The organism is Salinivibrio sp. IB643 (assembly GCF_001996105.1).
Taxonomy (GTDB): Bacteria; Pseudomonadota; Gammaproteobacteria; order Enterobacterales; family Vibrionaceae; genus Salinivibrio; species Salinivibrio costicola.
The window spans coordinates 46086-62974 of sequence record NZ_MUFF01000008.1; the positions used below are offsets into that span (position 1 = coordinate 46086).

Here is a 16889-nt window from a genome sequence, read left to right on the forward strand (position 1 = left end):
TGCGCGTTTTAGGTCTGACTAAGACGACTGGGTTGCCGTCAATGGTGATGCTTGGCTCACCGGCTTAATCAACGCATAGATTAAACCTGTCACCAAGGTACCGGCCGTAATGGCGGCGAGATAAAGCAAAACAGGGCTAATCGCATTTGGGATGAGCAAGACAAACAAGCCACCGTGCGGCGCCATTAATTTCGCGCCAATCAACATTGAGATCGCCCCTGTTAATGCGCCACCGGCAATACACGATGGAATAACACGCATCGGGTCTTTCGCTGCAAACGGAATCGCGCCTTCTGAAATAAAGCACAGTCCTAAAACGAATGACGCTTTACCTGCTTCTTGTTCGGCATCGTTAAACTTGCGTTTGGCAAGGAAAGTCGATAAACCCATTCCTAATGCCGGCACCATGCCTGCAGCCATAATGGCAGCCATTGGCATGTAGGTACCACTTTCAATCAATCCAACGCCAAACGTATACGCGGCTTTATTCACCGGGCCACCGAGATCAAAGCACATCATGGCGCCGAGTAACACGCCTAAGATGACGGCATTGGTTGAATTCATGCTTTGCAAGAAGGTTGTTAAACTTTCCATCGCCACCGAAACGGGGCCACCTACCACATAGATCATCACCAAACCGGTAAATAAACTGGCCAATAACGGGATCACCAATATGGGTTTGAGCGCCTCCATTGAAGCCGGTAAGCTGACTTTGTCCGCAACGAATTTAGCGCTGTAACCAGCAATGAAACCAGCCAGAATCCCCCCTAAGAAGCCCGCGCCTGTTGAGGCTGCAAGCATACCCCCGATAAGCCCGGGTGCCAGGCCCGGACGATCCGCGATAGAAAAGGCAATAAAGCCCGCCAGTACCGGGACCATCAGCGCAAACGCGCTACCACCGCCAATTTCCATTAAGGCCGCTGCAAGCGTCCCTTCTTCTTTAAACGCCTCAATACCAAACACAAACGAGAGCGCAATGGCTAGCCCCCCGGCCACAACCAAAGGCAACATGTGTGACACCCCGGTCATAAGGTGTTTATAAACACCACTCCGTTCACCTTGGTTTGCAGCGCTATTCGCGGTATTGGTTTGTCCGGCTTGGTGAACATGGGCGTTCGCCAAAGCATCATCCAAACTTTGTGCCGCTTTTTTCAACGCGCTCCCGGTACTGGTTTTATATAAACGTTTACCGGCAAAGCGACTGAGATCGACCTCAATATCCGCCGCGATAAAGACAAGATCCGCTTGTTCAATGTCTTGGTCAGTTAAGTTATTTTTTGCCCCCACCGAGCCACGTGTCTCGATCTTAACCTGATACCCTTTCGCCTTCGCGGCTTCTTCAATCGCTTCAGCGGCCATGAAGGTATGGGCAACGCCCGTCGGACAAGCCGTGATCCCGACAATACGAACCGGTTGTTCCTCACCACTTTCACTGGATACGGAAGCCTCATAAGGCTGGGCCTGATTCGATACCGCTGTCAACACGGCCTGTGCGTCCATCATGACTTCATCAAGGCTTGCTTGGTAAACAGGTTTACCATTAAAGCGCGCCGTCTCTTTCGGATCGCCAACGAGCAGCACGCGATCGGCGTGTTCTATCTCTGCAGCTGACAATACTTTTGTCGATTGAACACTCGACTGACACTCTATTTGTGCCGTCCATCCTTTTGCATCGACGGCTTGTTCGAGAAGCCCCGCCGCAATAACAGTATTGGCGACACCACTAGGGCATGCCGTAACAATGACCAGATTCATACCTTCTACCCCACTTATGGATTGGTTTTTATTGCGCATGCACTGACAACTCAACAGGCGACACGCTGATTTGTTCGGATAATTGATTCACGTTTTCATGATTGCTCACACCCACTCCCACTTGAGTGACGGCAAGCGCCGATATGGCAACGGCTTGGCGAAGTGCCGTTTCTTTACTCAGCCCAGCTTGACAGCCAGAGACCAGACCCGCGACCAAGGAGTCCCCCGCACCAACGGTACTCACCACCTGCTGGGCCGGCGCTACGGCTTTTAACCAGCCTTGATGATCGCGCCACAATACCCCATCGACCCCACGCGAAATGACCACGTTAGCGATCCCTTGGTTAAAGAGCTGTTCACCACGCGCTAATAAAACAGATTGCTCATTACTGATAGATTCATTAAGACACTGTGCTAACTCCGCTTCATTGGGCTTAACCAACCAAGGCGTTGCATCAATGGCAGCACGAAGCGCGTGTTGACTGGTGTCGACGACCACTTTTTTGCCCGCTTCTCGCAAGGTGCTAATCCACATCACCAGCTGTTCAGTGGTGACACCTGGCGGTAAACTGCCCGCCAATATGATCCATTCATGGCTTGCTGCCAGTGCGAGCAAGGTCTCGGTCAACGCATCAATATGGATCGGGTCTACCGCCATGCCGGGAAAATTTAAATCCGTTACCCGGCCTGTATTTTCTACCAGCTTGACATTGGTACGGCTTACCCCTGGCACGCGCAAAAAGTGATCGGCAACGCCGTGTTCAGCAAAAAGCTGGGAAAATGGGTCTTGATTGTCTGCACCGAGAAAGCCAGAGACCGACACAGTGGCCCCTAAATCGCTTAACACACGTGCAACATTGACGCCTTTTCCTGCAGGATGCAGGGTGTAGTTTTGCACCAAGTTGACATCACCCGGTTGCAATGCCCCGACACTTCCTGTCATGTCAAGAGCTGGATTAAAGGTGACGGTTAAGATGGCACTCATGCGTGTTCTCCTAATCCGTCTTTAATGGCATTCCCGAGTGCAGAAATCGCCTGCGCTGCATCCGAACCTTGCGCGGTAAAGTGCAACTGATGACCATGTTTTACCCCTAAGGCAATCACTTTCATCAAGCTCTTCGCATTGACCGAGTCTGATTGRGTCGACGCATTGGCAACTTGAATATCCGCATCAAATTTTTTCGCGGTGTTGACCAACATTGCCCCTGGACGTGCATGCAAACCATGCGTATTGGTGATGGTAAACGTACCGTTTTCACCTTCTTGAATCGCTTTATCGGTCGCTTTTTGACGTTCATCGGTCGACGCCGCCGCTGGCGATGCCCCTGTTGACGTCTGGGGAATGCATGCGTTAACCAGCGCCTGTGGCGAGAGGTCAATACAGGTCGCCAATTGAGCGTCGGCTTTCCACTGCGTTAAGGTTTTCAAGACAGGAAGATGGGCCGCATTATTCGCTGMTATGCACCAAAGTGCATTGACAGACTGCGCGTGATGCGTCAATGAYGTTGCTGGCATCACAACGGATACGCCTGTTTGTTCAACGCCTTGATTAACCCCAAGCAGCCAATGCCCTTGACCCARATGAATAGGATTGCCTGCCACTAACTGGCTCACGCCCTCGTGATTGATACAATGATGGTTTTTGAGCAGGCCGGCTCCCACCGCTTGGAGGGTAGTCATGTCTGAAGCTGGAAAGCCGCTCAGTATCATCTCTGGTTTAAAGGTTAGGCTTTGTGCGCCGGTTGTTTCACCATTGAGGATCGCAACGACCTCTTCAGCACGCTCAACCTTTTGCAATGCTTCCKCAACGCCCTCTTGAGATAGCACACGGGTTAACTGGCGTAGAATACTAAGGTGCTCATCAGACTTAGCGGCAATACCAATGGCCACATAAGCAAGATTTCCGTCTCCCCAATCCACACCATCAGGGAAATGAAAWACCTGCACYCCCGTTTGTTTAACCTGATCACGGGTATCGGTTGTGCCGTGTGGAATGGCAATCCCACTGCCCAARTAGGTACTGGTTTGTGCYTCTCGCGCTAACATGCCGTCTTGATAGCCGGCCTCTACCAGTCCTTTTTGCGTCAGCAAACCGGCAATGGCTTTAATCGCGTCTTGCTTGGAGGCAGCATGTTGCTGCATATGAATATCTTGTGCGTTAAGTGCCAGCATGAGGGCTTTCCTCTTATTTYAATGCCAAGTGCAAAGGGTCAATGCCAAGTGCAAAGGGTCAGTGCCAARTGCACGGGTTAATCGTTTTTGTCACGCCAGACCACGCWGTCATGACRGTATATCGGGATCAGGGATTGGTCTTCATTCACGTTACGTCAGACCCTGATAATGTTTTTTTGTGTACAGTCTTTCGCTATACCATTTRGCTGAATCGTTTCAGCTTTTGGCGGCAATTACCCGCGTTATCGATGAAATGAATCTCATCGTTACTGTCGATTCATTCTAGCCACGATTATCGAAACACGACGYAATAAATAACATTCGTGTGATGGTGACGCGATTTACATCCAAAGCTGAAACCTTTCAGCTTTAAGGCTGAATCGTTTTAKCTTATAATGCAAGCCTATTATTGATCGGGTATGTGCAAACTTTGATCGCATTCACAAAGCCATCAATAACGATCGGCGCACTAAGGATTCGTTTATGAAGCTAGATGAAATAGCCCGCCTTGCTGGGGTGTCACGCACAACAGCCAGTTATGTGATTAATGGTAAAGCCGACCGTTACCGGATCAGCGAGCAAACACGTCAACGCGTGATGGCGGTGGTCGAGCAACATAATTATCAACCTAACCGCGCMGCGACGGCATTACGAGCAGGCACGACCCAWACACTGGGCTTAGTGGTTCCGGATCTTGCTAATACCAGCTATGCAACGTTAGCCAAACTCTTTGAACGCAARGCRCATGATCAGGGTTATCAGGTGATTATTACGGGATCAGACGACGATCCTGAGCGAGAAAAAACGGTTGCACAGACGCTAGTATCCAGAAAGATTGATGCCTTAATTGTGGCCTCTTGTTTACCGGCCGATAATGCCTTTTATCCGAAACTACAGCAGCAAGGCACCCCGATTATCGCGATTGACCGTGGCTTAGATGCCACACAATTTGCCAACGTTTTAACGGACGATGCGAAAGGGGCTTATCAGCTGACGGATCGCTTGATCAGCCCAACCGATGTCTATCAAGCTGGGTTAATCGGTGCAGTACCGGCTCTGGCGATATCTCAAGATCGTGAGCAAGGTTTTTTTCAGGCATTACACGCACAGCACGTCGAGGGACAAGTACGCTATGGCAATGCCTTTAGCCGTTCAGAAGGACAGCGATTAATGACCGAATGGATAGACGCTGGGGATTTACCCGATGCGCTTTTAACGACATCGTTTACCCTTTGCGAGGGTGTGCTGGATGCGATTCGTCAGACCGGTATCGCTCCCACAGCCCTGTATTTCGCCACTTTTGGTGATAGCCGTATCTTAGACTTTCTGCCTTTTGGTGTGCAGTCTTTGCCGCAGCAATTTGAAGCGATCAGCGATGCTGCCTTAAGCCTTGCGGTGTCTGCCGCTCAAGGCGATAACCAGCCTGGCGTGATTACCGTCGAGCGTCAGCCAATATGGCGCCCACATCAAACCCAGGCCTGGGTTGGCCTCAATTAATAGCCCGTCGCTTCCATAAACCCGCGGCCTGTTGCGCTTCCTTGCACGCGCACTGGCCCTTCCCAATACGGCACACTCAGCGCCATCCAACTTTGCGCATTGAGTGGCTGCGTAGTGATGTTAATCCCTTCGTCTGGTACTTGTATCTGCCAGGCTATCGGCAAACTGCTCCCCTCGCGCATTTTGGCATGGCTAATAGGTAGCATCCGAATATCCGATTGCGCTAAGGCCACAATGCGCCCATTTGGATACGTTAATGAGCCAAACATAAAAGGCTGACTGCCTCGGATTTGGGTGACCATTAACGCGCGACCATCGTCTAAATTAAGCCCGAACCAATCCCATCCGCTTTGATCCGATGCCATCGCACCGCTAGACCATTCTTTATCGAACCACCCTTTTCCCGAAACGGGTATTGTCTCACCGTCGATGGTAAGCTGACCTTCAATGGTTAATTGTGGCAGAGAAAAGTAATAAGACGCTGACGGCTCATTGGCATGGCGAATACTGTATCCTTGCTCGCCCTGTTTCACGCGCAAGCCACCGTCAGCCACCTGGAGTGCGAACCCCAATGTTGCATCCTTATCGGACCATGATGCACGGACTTGCGCCGGTAAAGGTTGATCGCCCCCCTGCCATTGCCAATCATCCAGCCAAGCCTGAAATGGTGACAGTGTCACGCCAGTCTGACCAATACCACCACGGGCAAAACGCTCGGCTTCCCACTGTTGATCGGCACGCGTAATAGCAACATGCGCCATATAAAGCTGCTGATTTGCCCATCCTGTTTGGTGGCGAGGACTCAGCGCACGGCGAAATAGGGTCCATTGCACACCGTATTCTTGTCCCGCATTATCCGTCAGTGTGGCTGTCAAATACCACCATTCCGTGGCAAATGCAGGATGAGAGGCCATATCCTGCGGATAAAGAGGTGTATAATCAGGCGTAACAGCGGCGAAGCCATCTTGTTGGCCAAACACATCAAAGCCATCCGCTAAGTCGGTCGACGATGAAGGCTGTTTTCCCAACCCAATCAAGCCCCCCAACACCATCACTCCGATTAAGCCAAACACTACACGGCCAATAGGGCTTAACTTTCGCTGACTTGATCTCACGGCGACTCTCCTACTGCGCATCACGTAACGACGCGGCGGCTGTCCGCTTAAGCATACGGTAAACCGGCCACGCTCCGGCCACCATCAAGGCGAGCATTGAAAGGCTAATGGTCGTTGCATATGTCATTGGGAAAAGATTCATAGTCATTGTCCAACCAAAGGACGCTTTGAGAACAACATGAATTAACATGCCCGCCAACACCAAGCCAAGCGGGATCGCGATAAGGGCACTGACTAACCCAAGGATCACCAATTGCCCGCCCCCCAGAGCAATGAGCTCTCGCCCTGATAGGCCCAAATAACGCAACAAGCTATACTGGCGTTGCCGCGATAGCTCCGTGGCTAACGTTGCGATAAACAAGCCACTAATCGCCACGAACAACATCAGCACACACAAGCTTTCGGTGACAGTAAACGTTCGATCAAAAATGCGCATGGCATAACGCATAATGTCGGCTTGATTTTGCACCTGACCATTGCTCAGGCTAAACCGTGTATTCATTTGATCAACAAAATGATCACTTGGAGCTTCTTTATCGAGTACCACCGCCAACGATGGACGTCCTTGTGCTAGCCATTCGCCCGCCTCACTATGCGTTGAAACCACCAACTGTCCGTAAGGATTACCGTAATCGTAATAGATCCCTGCCACGTGCCAGCGTTCGCCCATCGGTGCGGGCAGATTAACCATTTCACCAACACTTACGTCAAATTTAGCGGCGAGCGATTCACTTAACAGTACCGCTCGTTGCTGGTGTAATTGCGACCAATATTGGGGTTGGGCCGATTTGACGGCTAACGATTGCTTTTCTAGCGCTCGATCACCAACCGATAACACCTCAAGGCGTCCTTGGGGCGCGACCAACTCACGTCGATAAGTGGCCCAAAATTGCGACACGTCTTCTTGTTGCTCAAGCCAGGATTCGATTCTGGGTAGCAAAGCATTGCCGGGTCGAACATACACATCCGCGGCTAACCGTTGCTGCAGCCAAGTTTCGGTGCTGGTGCGAAAGCTCCCCACCATGGTTTCCATACCTATATGCGCAGAAACAGCAAGCATAAAGGCCATCGCGGCGACACCTCGGTAGCTTAAACTGGCCGCCGCATCGGTAAAGAACCAACGCCAACGTGCGCCCGCATAGCCGCGCGCTAAGGTATGAAACAACCAGCCACAGGCATAGGGCAACGCTAGGGCAGCACTTAACATGGTTAATGCGATCAGCGTAAAGCCTTGCCATTGGCTACTTTCCCAGTAAGACACGCCCCAAGCTGTTACACCCAATAGTATCGCGATGATCGCTTGCACCGCATACTCTTGGTGTGTCCCTCGAATTAGTGTCATTCTTTGAGATAAACGCCCCGGCGATGTGTTAAGTAAACGCACCAGCGGCCAGGCTGATGCCATCATCGCCCCTAAGATCGCGAGCAACAGACTCGCCAATCCCCATTGCCATTGCCAATGCATCACCAAGTCAATATCAGCGCCATACAAGTCAGACAAGGTGGTAGCGACGGCAGGGAGTAATTGATTGGCTAGCATCAAGCCCAGCACATTGCCACTCATCACGCCAAGCACAACCCATGCGAGAATCTCAGCAAGCATAACCCCAGAGAGTTGACGTCCATCAACACCGAGTTGGCGTAGCGCCCCCACCAGCGGTTGCCGTTGTGTCATTGAAAGCGAAATCGCTTGGTAGAAAATAAACAGGCCCACCACAAAAGCCAGTAATCCCATGGCAAGCAAATTAAGATGGAAAGCACGGGTGAGCGGCCCTAACTGTGTGGCCTGTGTTTTGGTCAATGTCAGTGCAGGTGGTAACACATTGCGAATCTGCTGGCGCTCCGCTTGCGTTAAAAACCCACACAGAATGTCAGCGATACCGGCGTGTGAGGACAAGGTACGTAGCAACGCCATATCGGCAACTAAATACGTCCCCATACTCAGGGCATCGTTGTCGAGTACTCGCAAGGGGCCAATAGCTGGATAATCAAGCAGATCAATCATTTGCCCATCTTTCCAGCCTTTATGGCTCGCCATCGCCTCACCAACATAAACCGGATAAGGCGGCGTGATTGCATTGACCGGTGATATCCCCTTGTTTTCACGCCCTTTATCACCGCCACGTTCAGCTAACAGCGGCAACATGGCAATGGTATCAACGCCCATAAGATTAAGATCATCAAGTGACGGTGTCACGACTTGCAAGCGATCAACAGGAACACACTGTGTTAAGCCTGCCCGGCGTAAATCAATATAAAACGCCTGCGGCACACGTTGGGTCCGCTGGGTATGATGAATGCTAAACGGATAAGGATTACTAAACAGCTTGGCACCTTCCCGATAGCTTTGCTGGGCGTGTTGGTTAATCGATAACACGCCAACAAGCAGAGCGACCCCAAGGGTTAGCCCTAGCCATACCAGCAAAATCTGAAAAGGATGGCGGCGATAGTGCCCCCATAGTGCATTAGCGACGGGCCCGAACACTGAGCACGCCTCCTTGCAGCCCAATGCTGCCCTGTAAGTAGCTAGCAACCGTATCACTGTGTGTGACCAATAAAAGGCTCGAGCCTTGCTGACGTGTCAACGTGGTTAGCAAACGCATGACCGCATCCGCGTTGCGCTCGTCCAAGCTACCGGTGGGTTCGTCGGCCAACAATAATTTGGGGGCCATGTATAACGCACGGGCGATCGCGGCACGCTGTTGCTGCCCGCCTGACACTTCTTCCGGGTATCGATTTAATAGCGGCATTAAATCAAGCTGAGAGACAATCTGCCGCCATAAATTCGCATCGTCTTTGAGCCCTTTTAACTGGCGACAAAAGCGAATGTTGTCGGCAATCGATAGCGTAGGAAGCAAGTTGAACTGCTGAAAGATAAGACCAATGTTCTGACGACGGAACTGAGTACGCGCTCGTTCGGTTAACGCGTGTAAAGGGGTATCATCCAGCCAGATCTCACCGCTGTCGGGTTTATCCAACCCAGCAATTAAGTTCAGTAAGGTACTCTTGCCTGAGCCACTCTCTCCCATCAGCGCAAGCTGGCTGGTGGAAGACAGCGACATCGCCGCGCCTTGAAGCACAGGATGAAAATCGCCCCCGTCCTTATATCCCTTGCACAGCGCTTTAATTGCTAACATGCCAATGCACACCCTCATAGTGTTTTAAAACAGCAATAAACGAGAACTAGGTCACACTGTTTGACTAATTTGGCAATGTACCCCAATTAAGAGGCTGAGAAAAGGGCAAAACTAGGTAGACAGCTTCCCATTGCGTCTTCTTTTCAATCAACGGGCATCATCGACAAGATAGTTTAGCCATACGCCCGATTTAACCCGAATGACAGAGCCGACCCATTTGACGACTTCTTCTGTCGCCAATAACGCATAGACCCAATAAACCGGCCATTCAAACACCACTGCAGCAGCGAGCACCACGGGAATACCGATCAACCACTGCGCAACAAAGTCTTGCCCCAGGCAGTAGCGCACATCACCACCGGCACGCAGCACACCGACGATCATTGCCATTGGGATGGTTTTAACCACAATCAGCGCGCACATTGCCCAATAGAAATATTCAGTAATTTGTGCCGTTTCACCAGTCAATGCGGGGAAAAACCCCAAGACCCAAGGTTTAATCAGCAGCATCACTGCGGCAATAAAGACGCCTGCAATCAAATTAAACACCGCCACTTGCCATGCTTGATGATAGGCGGTATCGGTTTGTTTAGCACCCAGGTTGTTCCCTACTAACACAGCGGCAGCATTGGCTGTGCCAATCAGAAAAGAGAGCGATAACGACTCAACCGGAGTGATCACCGCTATCGCGGCTAGCCCTGCTTCGTTCACATGACCAATAATGGCGTGGTAAATGAACAAGCCGGACGACCACATTAAAAAGTTAAACGCAGTCGGCAAAGAAAGCGCCAAAAAGCGTTTTACCGCCACCAATGAGAGCGATGAGCGCCATTCAGCAAGGGAAAAGGCAACAAGGTGTTGGCGACGGTACAAATAGGTATACAAGGCGACAACTTCCACAATACCGCTAAGCACCGTTGCCACTGCGGCCCCTTTTGAGCCCAGCTCTGGCGCGCCGAAGTGACCAAAGATAAACACCCAGTTGAGTAGGATATTCACACTGATCCCCACGCCACTAAAAAACGTGCTAATCCCCGGTTTATGCATGGCACGCAGCCCCGCCGCCAGCCCTGACACACTGGCCAAGCAAAACAGCGATAACCCCGCGATCTGCAAGTAGTCTTGCCCCAAGGCAATCACCGTTGGGTTATCACTGGCAAAGCCAATAATGACGTCCGCATAGACCCAAAAAACAAAGGCACTTAACGCCGCAGTGGCATTAGTTAGGGTCACGGTCAGCGCAATTTTTTCTCGAAACCCTTGCCTGTCGCCCGCGCCCCAGTATTGCGCGACCAACATAGAGCCACCGGTCATCGCCCCAAAAATTAACAGGGTGGAAACAAACATTGCTTTCCCTGCAATCCCAATCGCAGCGACATCAGCCTCACTTAACTGACCGACCATCAGGATGTCGACCAAACTGCGGCTGGAAAACATCATGGTTTGGAGGGCAATGGGAATGGCAATTAACAGTAAGCGTTTTAAAAACACCACATCAAAAAAAGGACGAGAAACAGCGCTCACAACAGACTCCAACCGACAAGGCAACGCGCCTAGTTTACGTGGCTTTCAAACAAGAAAAAACCGCCCTCAGACGGTTTCTCAATGCTCATCAGCGTTATTCTTTCACCATAGATTGCCGCGACATCACCATTAAGCAATCCGCATGATTGTCGGGCCAAAGTCGATATTCAGCATGATATTTAACGATCGACTTATAGGCCGTGACTTTCGTGGGTGCCAGTTTGGCTTGATGCGCCCAATTCATTACATCAATTTCTGGTCCACGCACATAAATGCTAAGAGGGTGAGCTAAGTGCCCTTCTGCATTGAATGCCGCCTGAGTTGCCTCAGGACATACCACCAGTGAATGCTGTCCTTCAGAGACAATCTTAATCTTTCGATCAATCGGCGTCTGGGTGTGCAGCATCCAACCCGCCTCGCGGGCACTATCAATCATCTGTTGTAATTGGGCGTGCTGGACCGGGCTTGCCGGCTCATCGAACGGAAACCAGTGCGTATAGAGTTGCTGAATGTGTCGAAATTCGGCTTCTAATCCGGCTTGAGTGCCGGCACTACGGGCACGCTGCGTCCAACGTTGCAAATCCGCTTTTACGCTGTGGTGAAAACGCTGTTTCTTAACCGCTTGCGCCACCCAACGGCCTAAAAACACCTCGCGAGCAGCTGGCGCATCAGCCACTTTTTTAGCATCGATGGCGGCAGCTAACTCATCGAAGGCCGCAGCCATAACGGTTTGGATGGTGATGACATAACTCATGATTCTTTACGTGCTAGCGTCCAGTAGAAAACGGCAGAGAGTATCGCACAAATCGCGATGGCGCCAATCATCCCCCAAGGTGTTCCATCAGAGACCACGGCAACGCCTGCACCGACTAGGGATCCAATACCAAAACGCATGGTACCCGCCAGTGATGATGCAGTACCTGCCATTTGTGGATAGCACGCCAGCAAGCACGCCATGCTATTACTGCCGATGGTTGAAATCACACCGACATACGTCATCACCGGGATCACCGTGCCCCAAAGCCCCATGTCTAACCATTGAAAAACAGCAATGGCAATGCCCGCCACCAGCTGGATACCCAACCCGAACCGCAGCATCCAATGTGATCCCATTTTGCGGACCAAGCGCCCATTGATAAACGTCATCACAATCAAGCAAACGATATTAAGCGCAAAAAGATAGCCAAACATCTGGGCGCTGACGCCATAGTAGTCGATATAGACGAACGAGCCCGCGGTTAAAAACGAGAACATCCCAGCAAACGAGAACCCAGAACAAAAGATCATCCCTACCGCAAAGGGGGTTTTTAGCATGCGGGCATAGTTACGCAACGAGGCACCAATCCGCATGGGCGGACGGTTTTCTCGCGGTAACGTTTCAGGGATCCGAAAAATAATGCACAAGGTCACAAAGCAGGCCCATCCTGCCAGGACCCAAAAAATCGCACGCCAGTCAAACCAAGTCAGCAGATAACCGCCAATCATTGGCGCTGCCAAAGGTGCAATCGTCATCACCAACGTAATAAACGACATGGTACGCGCAAACTCTTCGCGCTCGAACATATCGCGCACCAAGGCTTGAATGATCACCGCCGCCGCTGCACCGGCAAAGCCTTGTGTGGTACGCGCAATCATTAATACATCAATATCTTGGGCCTTCGCACTGACCACAGCGCAGATAAAAAAGAGCGCAACGCCACCAAGCATCACAGGTTTACGACCATAACTGTCCGAAATTGGGCCGTGGAAAAGCTGTCCAATCGCAAAGCCAGCGGTATAGGCCACCAGCGTCGACTTTACCGCGCTATTGGGCGCGTTTAAATCCGCGGCAATGGCCGGCATAGCGGGCAAATACATATCGATCGCCAATGGGGTCAATGCAGCAATGGCCCCAAGCACCAGGATTAACAGCCAACTTAACTGCGCTGGGGACGACGTAACAGCCGATGATTGCGACATAACACTCCTTAACGTAAAAGACAGGAAAAAGGGAAATAACGTGAGCTTGTTCAAAGTGTAACAATTTATTATTGCGTAGTGGGAAAGAATGTCTTTCTTTTCATCACGAATCTCTAACACCAGTCTTTAAAATCAATGTTCAAAACCCGCTTAAAAAATTACCTCGCTCACATTGAAAAAGCACAGCAAGAACTGTGCTTTCGGGTCGGTCGTTGCCCTGGGTGGGATCTAAGGTGTCACACTTAATTATGCCAACAAGATTATGCCAACAAGGCAATTTCTTCATCGGTGAGAGGGCGATATTCGCCAGGCTCGAGCGTGTCATCGAGTTCAAGCGCCCCCACAGATTCGCGATGCAAAGCGTCTACTTTGTTACCGACTGCGGCAAACATACGTTTCACTTGATGATATTTACCCTCTTGAATCGTCAATAAGGCTTCATACTCACCCACCTGCTCGAGCTTCGCGGGCAATGTCGCTTGCGGCTCACTGCGTAACATCACACCCTGCTCAAACTGACTCGCCGTATCTGCACTGATCGGATCGGCTAACCACACCCGGTACGTTTTTGTACACTGATGCTTGGGTGACGTGATACGGTGAGACCATTGGCCGTCGTCGGTCAGTAACAATAGGCCTGTTGTGTCTGCATCCAGGCGACCCGCTATATGCAGCTTTTCTGCATTCACTTCATCGAGCAAAACAAATATCGTGGGATTAAAGGCATCTTCGTGTGAACACACCACGCCCGCAGGTTTATGCATCATAAAGTAGCGTGGGCCAGACAAGGTTAACGATCGTCCCTCAAATTGCACATCCGCGGTTTTACCGACTTTGATGGCGCCAGATTTTACGATTTCACCATCGATGGTGACGCTTTCACTTTTCAGCACTCGGCCAGCTTGCTTTCGTGTTACCCCTAGGGTTTCACATAAAAATTTATCTATCCGCATATTACCATTCATTACACCTATGTTTGCGGCGATTATACGTCACATCGCCACGAAGACACAGATCAAGTTTCGCTAGATTTGGCGGCAAAACTGAAAGCAATAAGATACACTCACTCCCATTGTCGATGACATACGTTAGTCATAATGCAAGCATTACCAAACGCTTTTTGTTGAGACGCCGAGTCTGTCACATCGTGCTAATCGAAAAACGCACCGAGATTGAGCCTACCGGCTTGGCGAGTATGATACGGGCGTCTTGACCAATCAGTGATAAAAAGGAAACACCATGATTGTCTCTCTTCGCCGCCCTGACGTCGATACCCTGGAAACCTTACTCACACTCTCGCGCGAACAACATGAGCATGAGGCCTTGCCGTTTGATCGCGAGCCGGTGGTTTCTACCTTTAACACACTATTGTCACAACCCGAGCGTGGCGATGTATTTCTGATTGATGTTGAGCACGAAGGAAGAACGGATACGATCGGGTTTATCGTCTTAGCCTATAGTTTTAGTGTCGAAAATGGCGGCAGCGTCGGTGTGATCGATCAGTTTTTCATTCAACAAACCTGGCGCCGTCAAGGCGTGGGTTCGCAAGTGATCCCTGAGGTAGAAAAGCAAGCCAAAACAAGGCAGTGTGTGGCCGTGATTTTAGAAATGAACATTGGTAACAAAGGCGCTCGCCTGTTTTACGAGCAGTTTGATTACCAACCACGCCGTCAGCATTGTATTTTCACGAAACGGCTATAATGGACCGTGATTTATCGGTTAGGGATAAATTTATCGGTTGGGTATAAATAGTCTGTACCTGAGCGAACAAGTCAGTAAACTAAACGGCCTCACTTAGGCCGTTTTTTGATTATGTATACCTTACGTCCGTACCAGTCTGACGCTGTTAAAGCCGTCCTGCACTATTTTCGCCGTCATACATCGCCTGCCGTTGCCGTGCTACCCACGGGCGCCGGGAAAAGTTTGGTAATCGCTGAATTAGCGCGTATTGCCAAAGGCCGAGTTCTGGTCTTGGCGCATGTTAAAGAGCTTGTCGAGCAGAACCACGCCAAGTATGAAGGCTATGGGCTCACCGGCGGTATTTTCTCCGCTGGTTTAGGACGCAAGGAATCAAATGAAAAGGTCGTGTTCGCCTCGGTACAATCGGTCGTGCGCAACCTCGACGCCTTTGCCGACCAATTCTCGCTGCTGGTGATCGACGAATGCCACCGCGTTCCTGACAACGAAGACAGCAGTTATCGTCGTGTTATTCAGCATCTACAACATGTCAATCCCGGTCTAAAAGTACTCGGGTTAACCGCTACGCCATATCGGTTGGGGCAAGGTTGGATTTATCAGTACCACACTAGTGGTAAAGTCCGCACCTCTGACACCCGTTTTTTTCGCGATTGCGTTTTCGAACTGCCCATAAGCCATCTTTTGGATGAAGGGTTTTTAACCCCGGCCCATGTTCTGGATGCACCGCTTCTTAGCTATGATTTTTCACAAGTCTCACGCACTGCCAGCGGCTACTACCGTGAAGCGGATCTCGATAAAGTCGTCGCCAATGCCCCGCGTGCCACCCCGCAAATTGTCGAACAAATCCTTGAGTATGCGCACCCGCGCCAAGGGGTGATGATTTTCGCTGCGACCGTCAACCATGCCAAAGAAATCATCACTTATCTTCCTAAAGACAGCGCCGCGCTGATCATCGGCGACACCCCTGGCCTTGAACGAGATCGTCTTATAGAGGCGTTTAAACAAAAAGCACTGAAGTACTTAGTGAACGTATCGGTGTTAACCACCGGCTTTGATGCCCCTCATGTGGACTTAATTGCAATATTACGCCCTACGGAATCAGTGAGCCTTTATCAGCAAATAGCCGGTCGTGGATTGCGATTAGCGCCTGGAAAAAAAGACTGTCTTATCCTTGATTATGCCGGCAATGTTTACGACCTGTATCAGCCCGAAATTGGTATGCCTAAACCCGATAGCGACAGCGAGTTAGTCACCATTCCTTGCCCTGCGTGCGGGTTTAACAATAGCTTTTGGGGCAAACTGGATGACAATGGCTTTTTACTTGAACATTACGGTCGCCAATGCCAAGGGTATTTTGAAGACGAGACCGGGGAGCGTGAAATCTGCGGCTATCGGTTTCGCGCTAAATTTTGCGATGAATGCGGCACCGATAACGATATTGCCGCCCGCTGCTGCCACCAATGCGACGCGCCGTTAATCGATCCAGATAAAAAACTGCGTGAGGCACTCAAACTCAAAGACGCACTTGTGGTGGCGTGTGCCGATATGACCCTCACAGCGGGCAAAAACCGCTACCAAAAACCGCAGTTAAAAGTGACCTATCACACCAACGATGGCAACGATTTACATGAAGTCTGGCCACTTGCGACCAAGAAACAGAAACACGACTTTTTAGCGCGGTTTGTTCGCCCACATTTAGTCGATCGCCATCGTCCCTTCACCGATACCGCGCCCACTAAAGTGACAGCGTCACAACATCGATTTCGTCCGCCTGATTTTGTCATTGCACGCAAACAAGGCCGTTTTTGGCATCTGCGCCAGAAGATCTTTGATGTCGATAGTTTTATTAGCCAAGACAGATTGCAGGCGATGTTGGCACAAAGTCGTGGGCAAGCCTTTGCAGAAGCCGACTAACACGCGCAAGCAGGGCTTCTGCGCACCGATGACGCTTGTTTTCGCGCACAACCAGTGCTACTATCCGCGCTCGTTTTTGGGTACTGAGTTAGGTCGCTACGCTCAGTGCTATTTTTTT

The 16889-nt window shown here is 50.7% G+C and carries 13 protein-coding genes; 3 read left to right on the forward strand and 10 right to left on the reverse strand.

What is annotated here, in order from left to right; genetic code table 11:
• Nucleotides 1–18 precede the first annotated feature (18 nt).
• The 3 genes from fruA to fruB are packed head-to-tail and all read right to left on the reverse strand — an operon-like array spanning nt 19 to nt 3927.
• Nucleotides 19–1755 (reverse strand): PTS fructose transporter subunit IIBC, encoded by a 1737-nt coding sequence (gene fruA / locus BZG77_RS05945; protein WP_077646587.1) that lies wholly within the window; start codon nt 1753–1755, stop codon nt 19–21.
• A gap of 28 nt (nt 1756–1783) precedes the next feature.
• Complete coding sequence (gene pfkB / locus BZG77_RS05950; protein ID WP_077646560.1) at nt 1784–2740, reverse strand: 1-phosphofructokinase; 957 nt, start codon at nt 2738–2740, stop codon at nt 1784–1786.
• The gene (fruB, locus tag BZG77_RS05955) at nt 2737–3927 is read right to left on the reverse strand and encodes a fused PTS fructose transporter subunit IIA/HPr protein (protein ID WP_077646561.1); all 1191 of its coding nucleotides are present in this window, start codon (nt 3925–3927) and stop codon (nt 2737–2739) included. The genes pfkB and fruB overlap by 4 nt, the downstream gene beginning before the upstream one ends.
• A gap of 483 nt (nt 3928–4410) precedes the next feature.
• Between fruB and cra the strand changes: the two genes are divergently transcribed.
• The gene (gene cra / locus BZG77_RS05960) at nt 4411–5424 is read left to right on the forward strand and encodes a catabolite repressor/activator (RefSeq protein ID WP_077646562.1); all 1014 of its coding nucleotides are present in this window, start codon (nt 4411–4413) and stop codon (nt 5422–5424) included.
• Here cra and BZG77_RS05965 read toward each other — a convergent pair.
• The 7 genes from BZG77_RS05965 to rsuA all read right to left on the reverse strand — a co-directional run bounded on the left by BZG77_RS05965 (nt 5421) and on the right by rsuA (nt 14112).
• Nucleotides 5421–6539, reverse strand: coding sequence for a lipocalin-like domain-containing protein (locus BZG77_RS05965; protein WP_198532391.1), 1119 nt, complete (start codon nt 6537–6539; stop codon nt 5421–5423). The genes cra and BZG77_RS05965 overlap by 4 nt on opposite strands.
• A 10-nt stretch (nt 6540–6549) precedes the next feature.
• Nucleotides 6550–9024: an FtsX-like permease family protein gene (locus tag BZG77_RS05970; protein WP_077646564.1), complete on the reverse strand. Its 2475-nt coding sequence runs from the start codon at nt 9022–9024 to the stop codon at nt 6550–6552.
• Complete coding sequence (locus BZG77_RS05975) at nt 9005–9676, reverse strand: ABC transporter ATP-binding protein (protein WP_077646565.1); 672 nt, start codon at nt 9674–9676, stop codon at nt 9005–9007. The genes BZG77_RS05970 and BZG77_RS05975 overlap by 20 nt, the downstream gene beginning before the upstream one ends.
• Before the next feature lie 147 nt (nt 9677–9823).
• On the reverse strand, nt 9824–11200 hold the full coding sequence (locus BZG77_RS05980; RefSeq protein ID WP_274532598.1) for an MATE family efflux transporter: 1377 nt from the start codon (nt 11198–11200) through the stop codon (nt 9824–9826).
• Between the two features lie 94 nt (nt 11201–11294).
• Entirely contained in the window at nt 11295–11954 is a 660-nt protein-coding gene (locus BZG77_RS05985) for a DUF2913 family protein (RefSeq protein WP_077646567.1), read from the reverse strand.
• The gene (locus BZG77_RS05990; RefSeq protein WP_077646568.1) at nt 11951–13159 is read right to left on the reverse strand and encodes a Bcr/CflA family multidrug efflux MFS transporter; all 1209 of its coding nucleotides are present in this window, start codon (nt 13157–13159) and stop codon (nt 11951–11953) included. The genes BZG77_RS05985 and BZG77_RS05990 overlap by 4 nt, the downstream gene beginning before the upstream one ends.
• 260 nt (nt 13160–13419) lie before the next feature.
• On the reverse strand, nt 13420–14112 hold the full coding sequence (gene rsuA, locus BZG77_RS05995; protein ID WP_077646569.1) for a 16S rRNA pseudouridine(516) synthase RsuA: 693 nt from the start codon (nt 14110–14112) through the stop codon (nt 13420–13422).
• Nucleotides 14113–14398: 286 nt separating this feature from the next.
• On the opposite strand from rsuA, the gene BZG77_RS06000 reads away from it, so the two are divergent.
• Together BZG77_RS06000 and BZG77_RS06005 are read left to right on the forward strand one after the other, a co-directional pair.
• Nucleotides 14399–14860: a GNAT family N-acetyltransferase gene (locus tag BZG77_RS06000; protein WP_077575970.1), complete on the forward strand. Its 462-nt coding sequence runs from the start codon at nt 14399–14401 to the stop codon at nt 14858–14860.
• A gap of 111 nt (nt 14861–14971) precedes the next feature.
• A complete protein-coding gene (locus BZG77_RS06005) occupies nt 14972–16771 on the forward strand; it encodes a DEAD/DEAH box helicase (protein ID WP_077646570.1) in 1800 nt (599 codons plus the stop codon).
• Nucleotides 16772–16889: the final 118 nt, after the last annotated feature.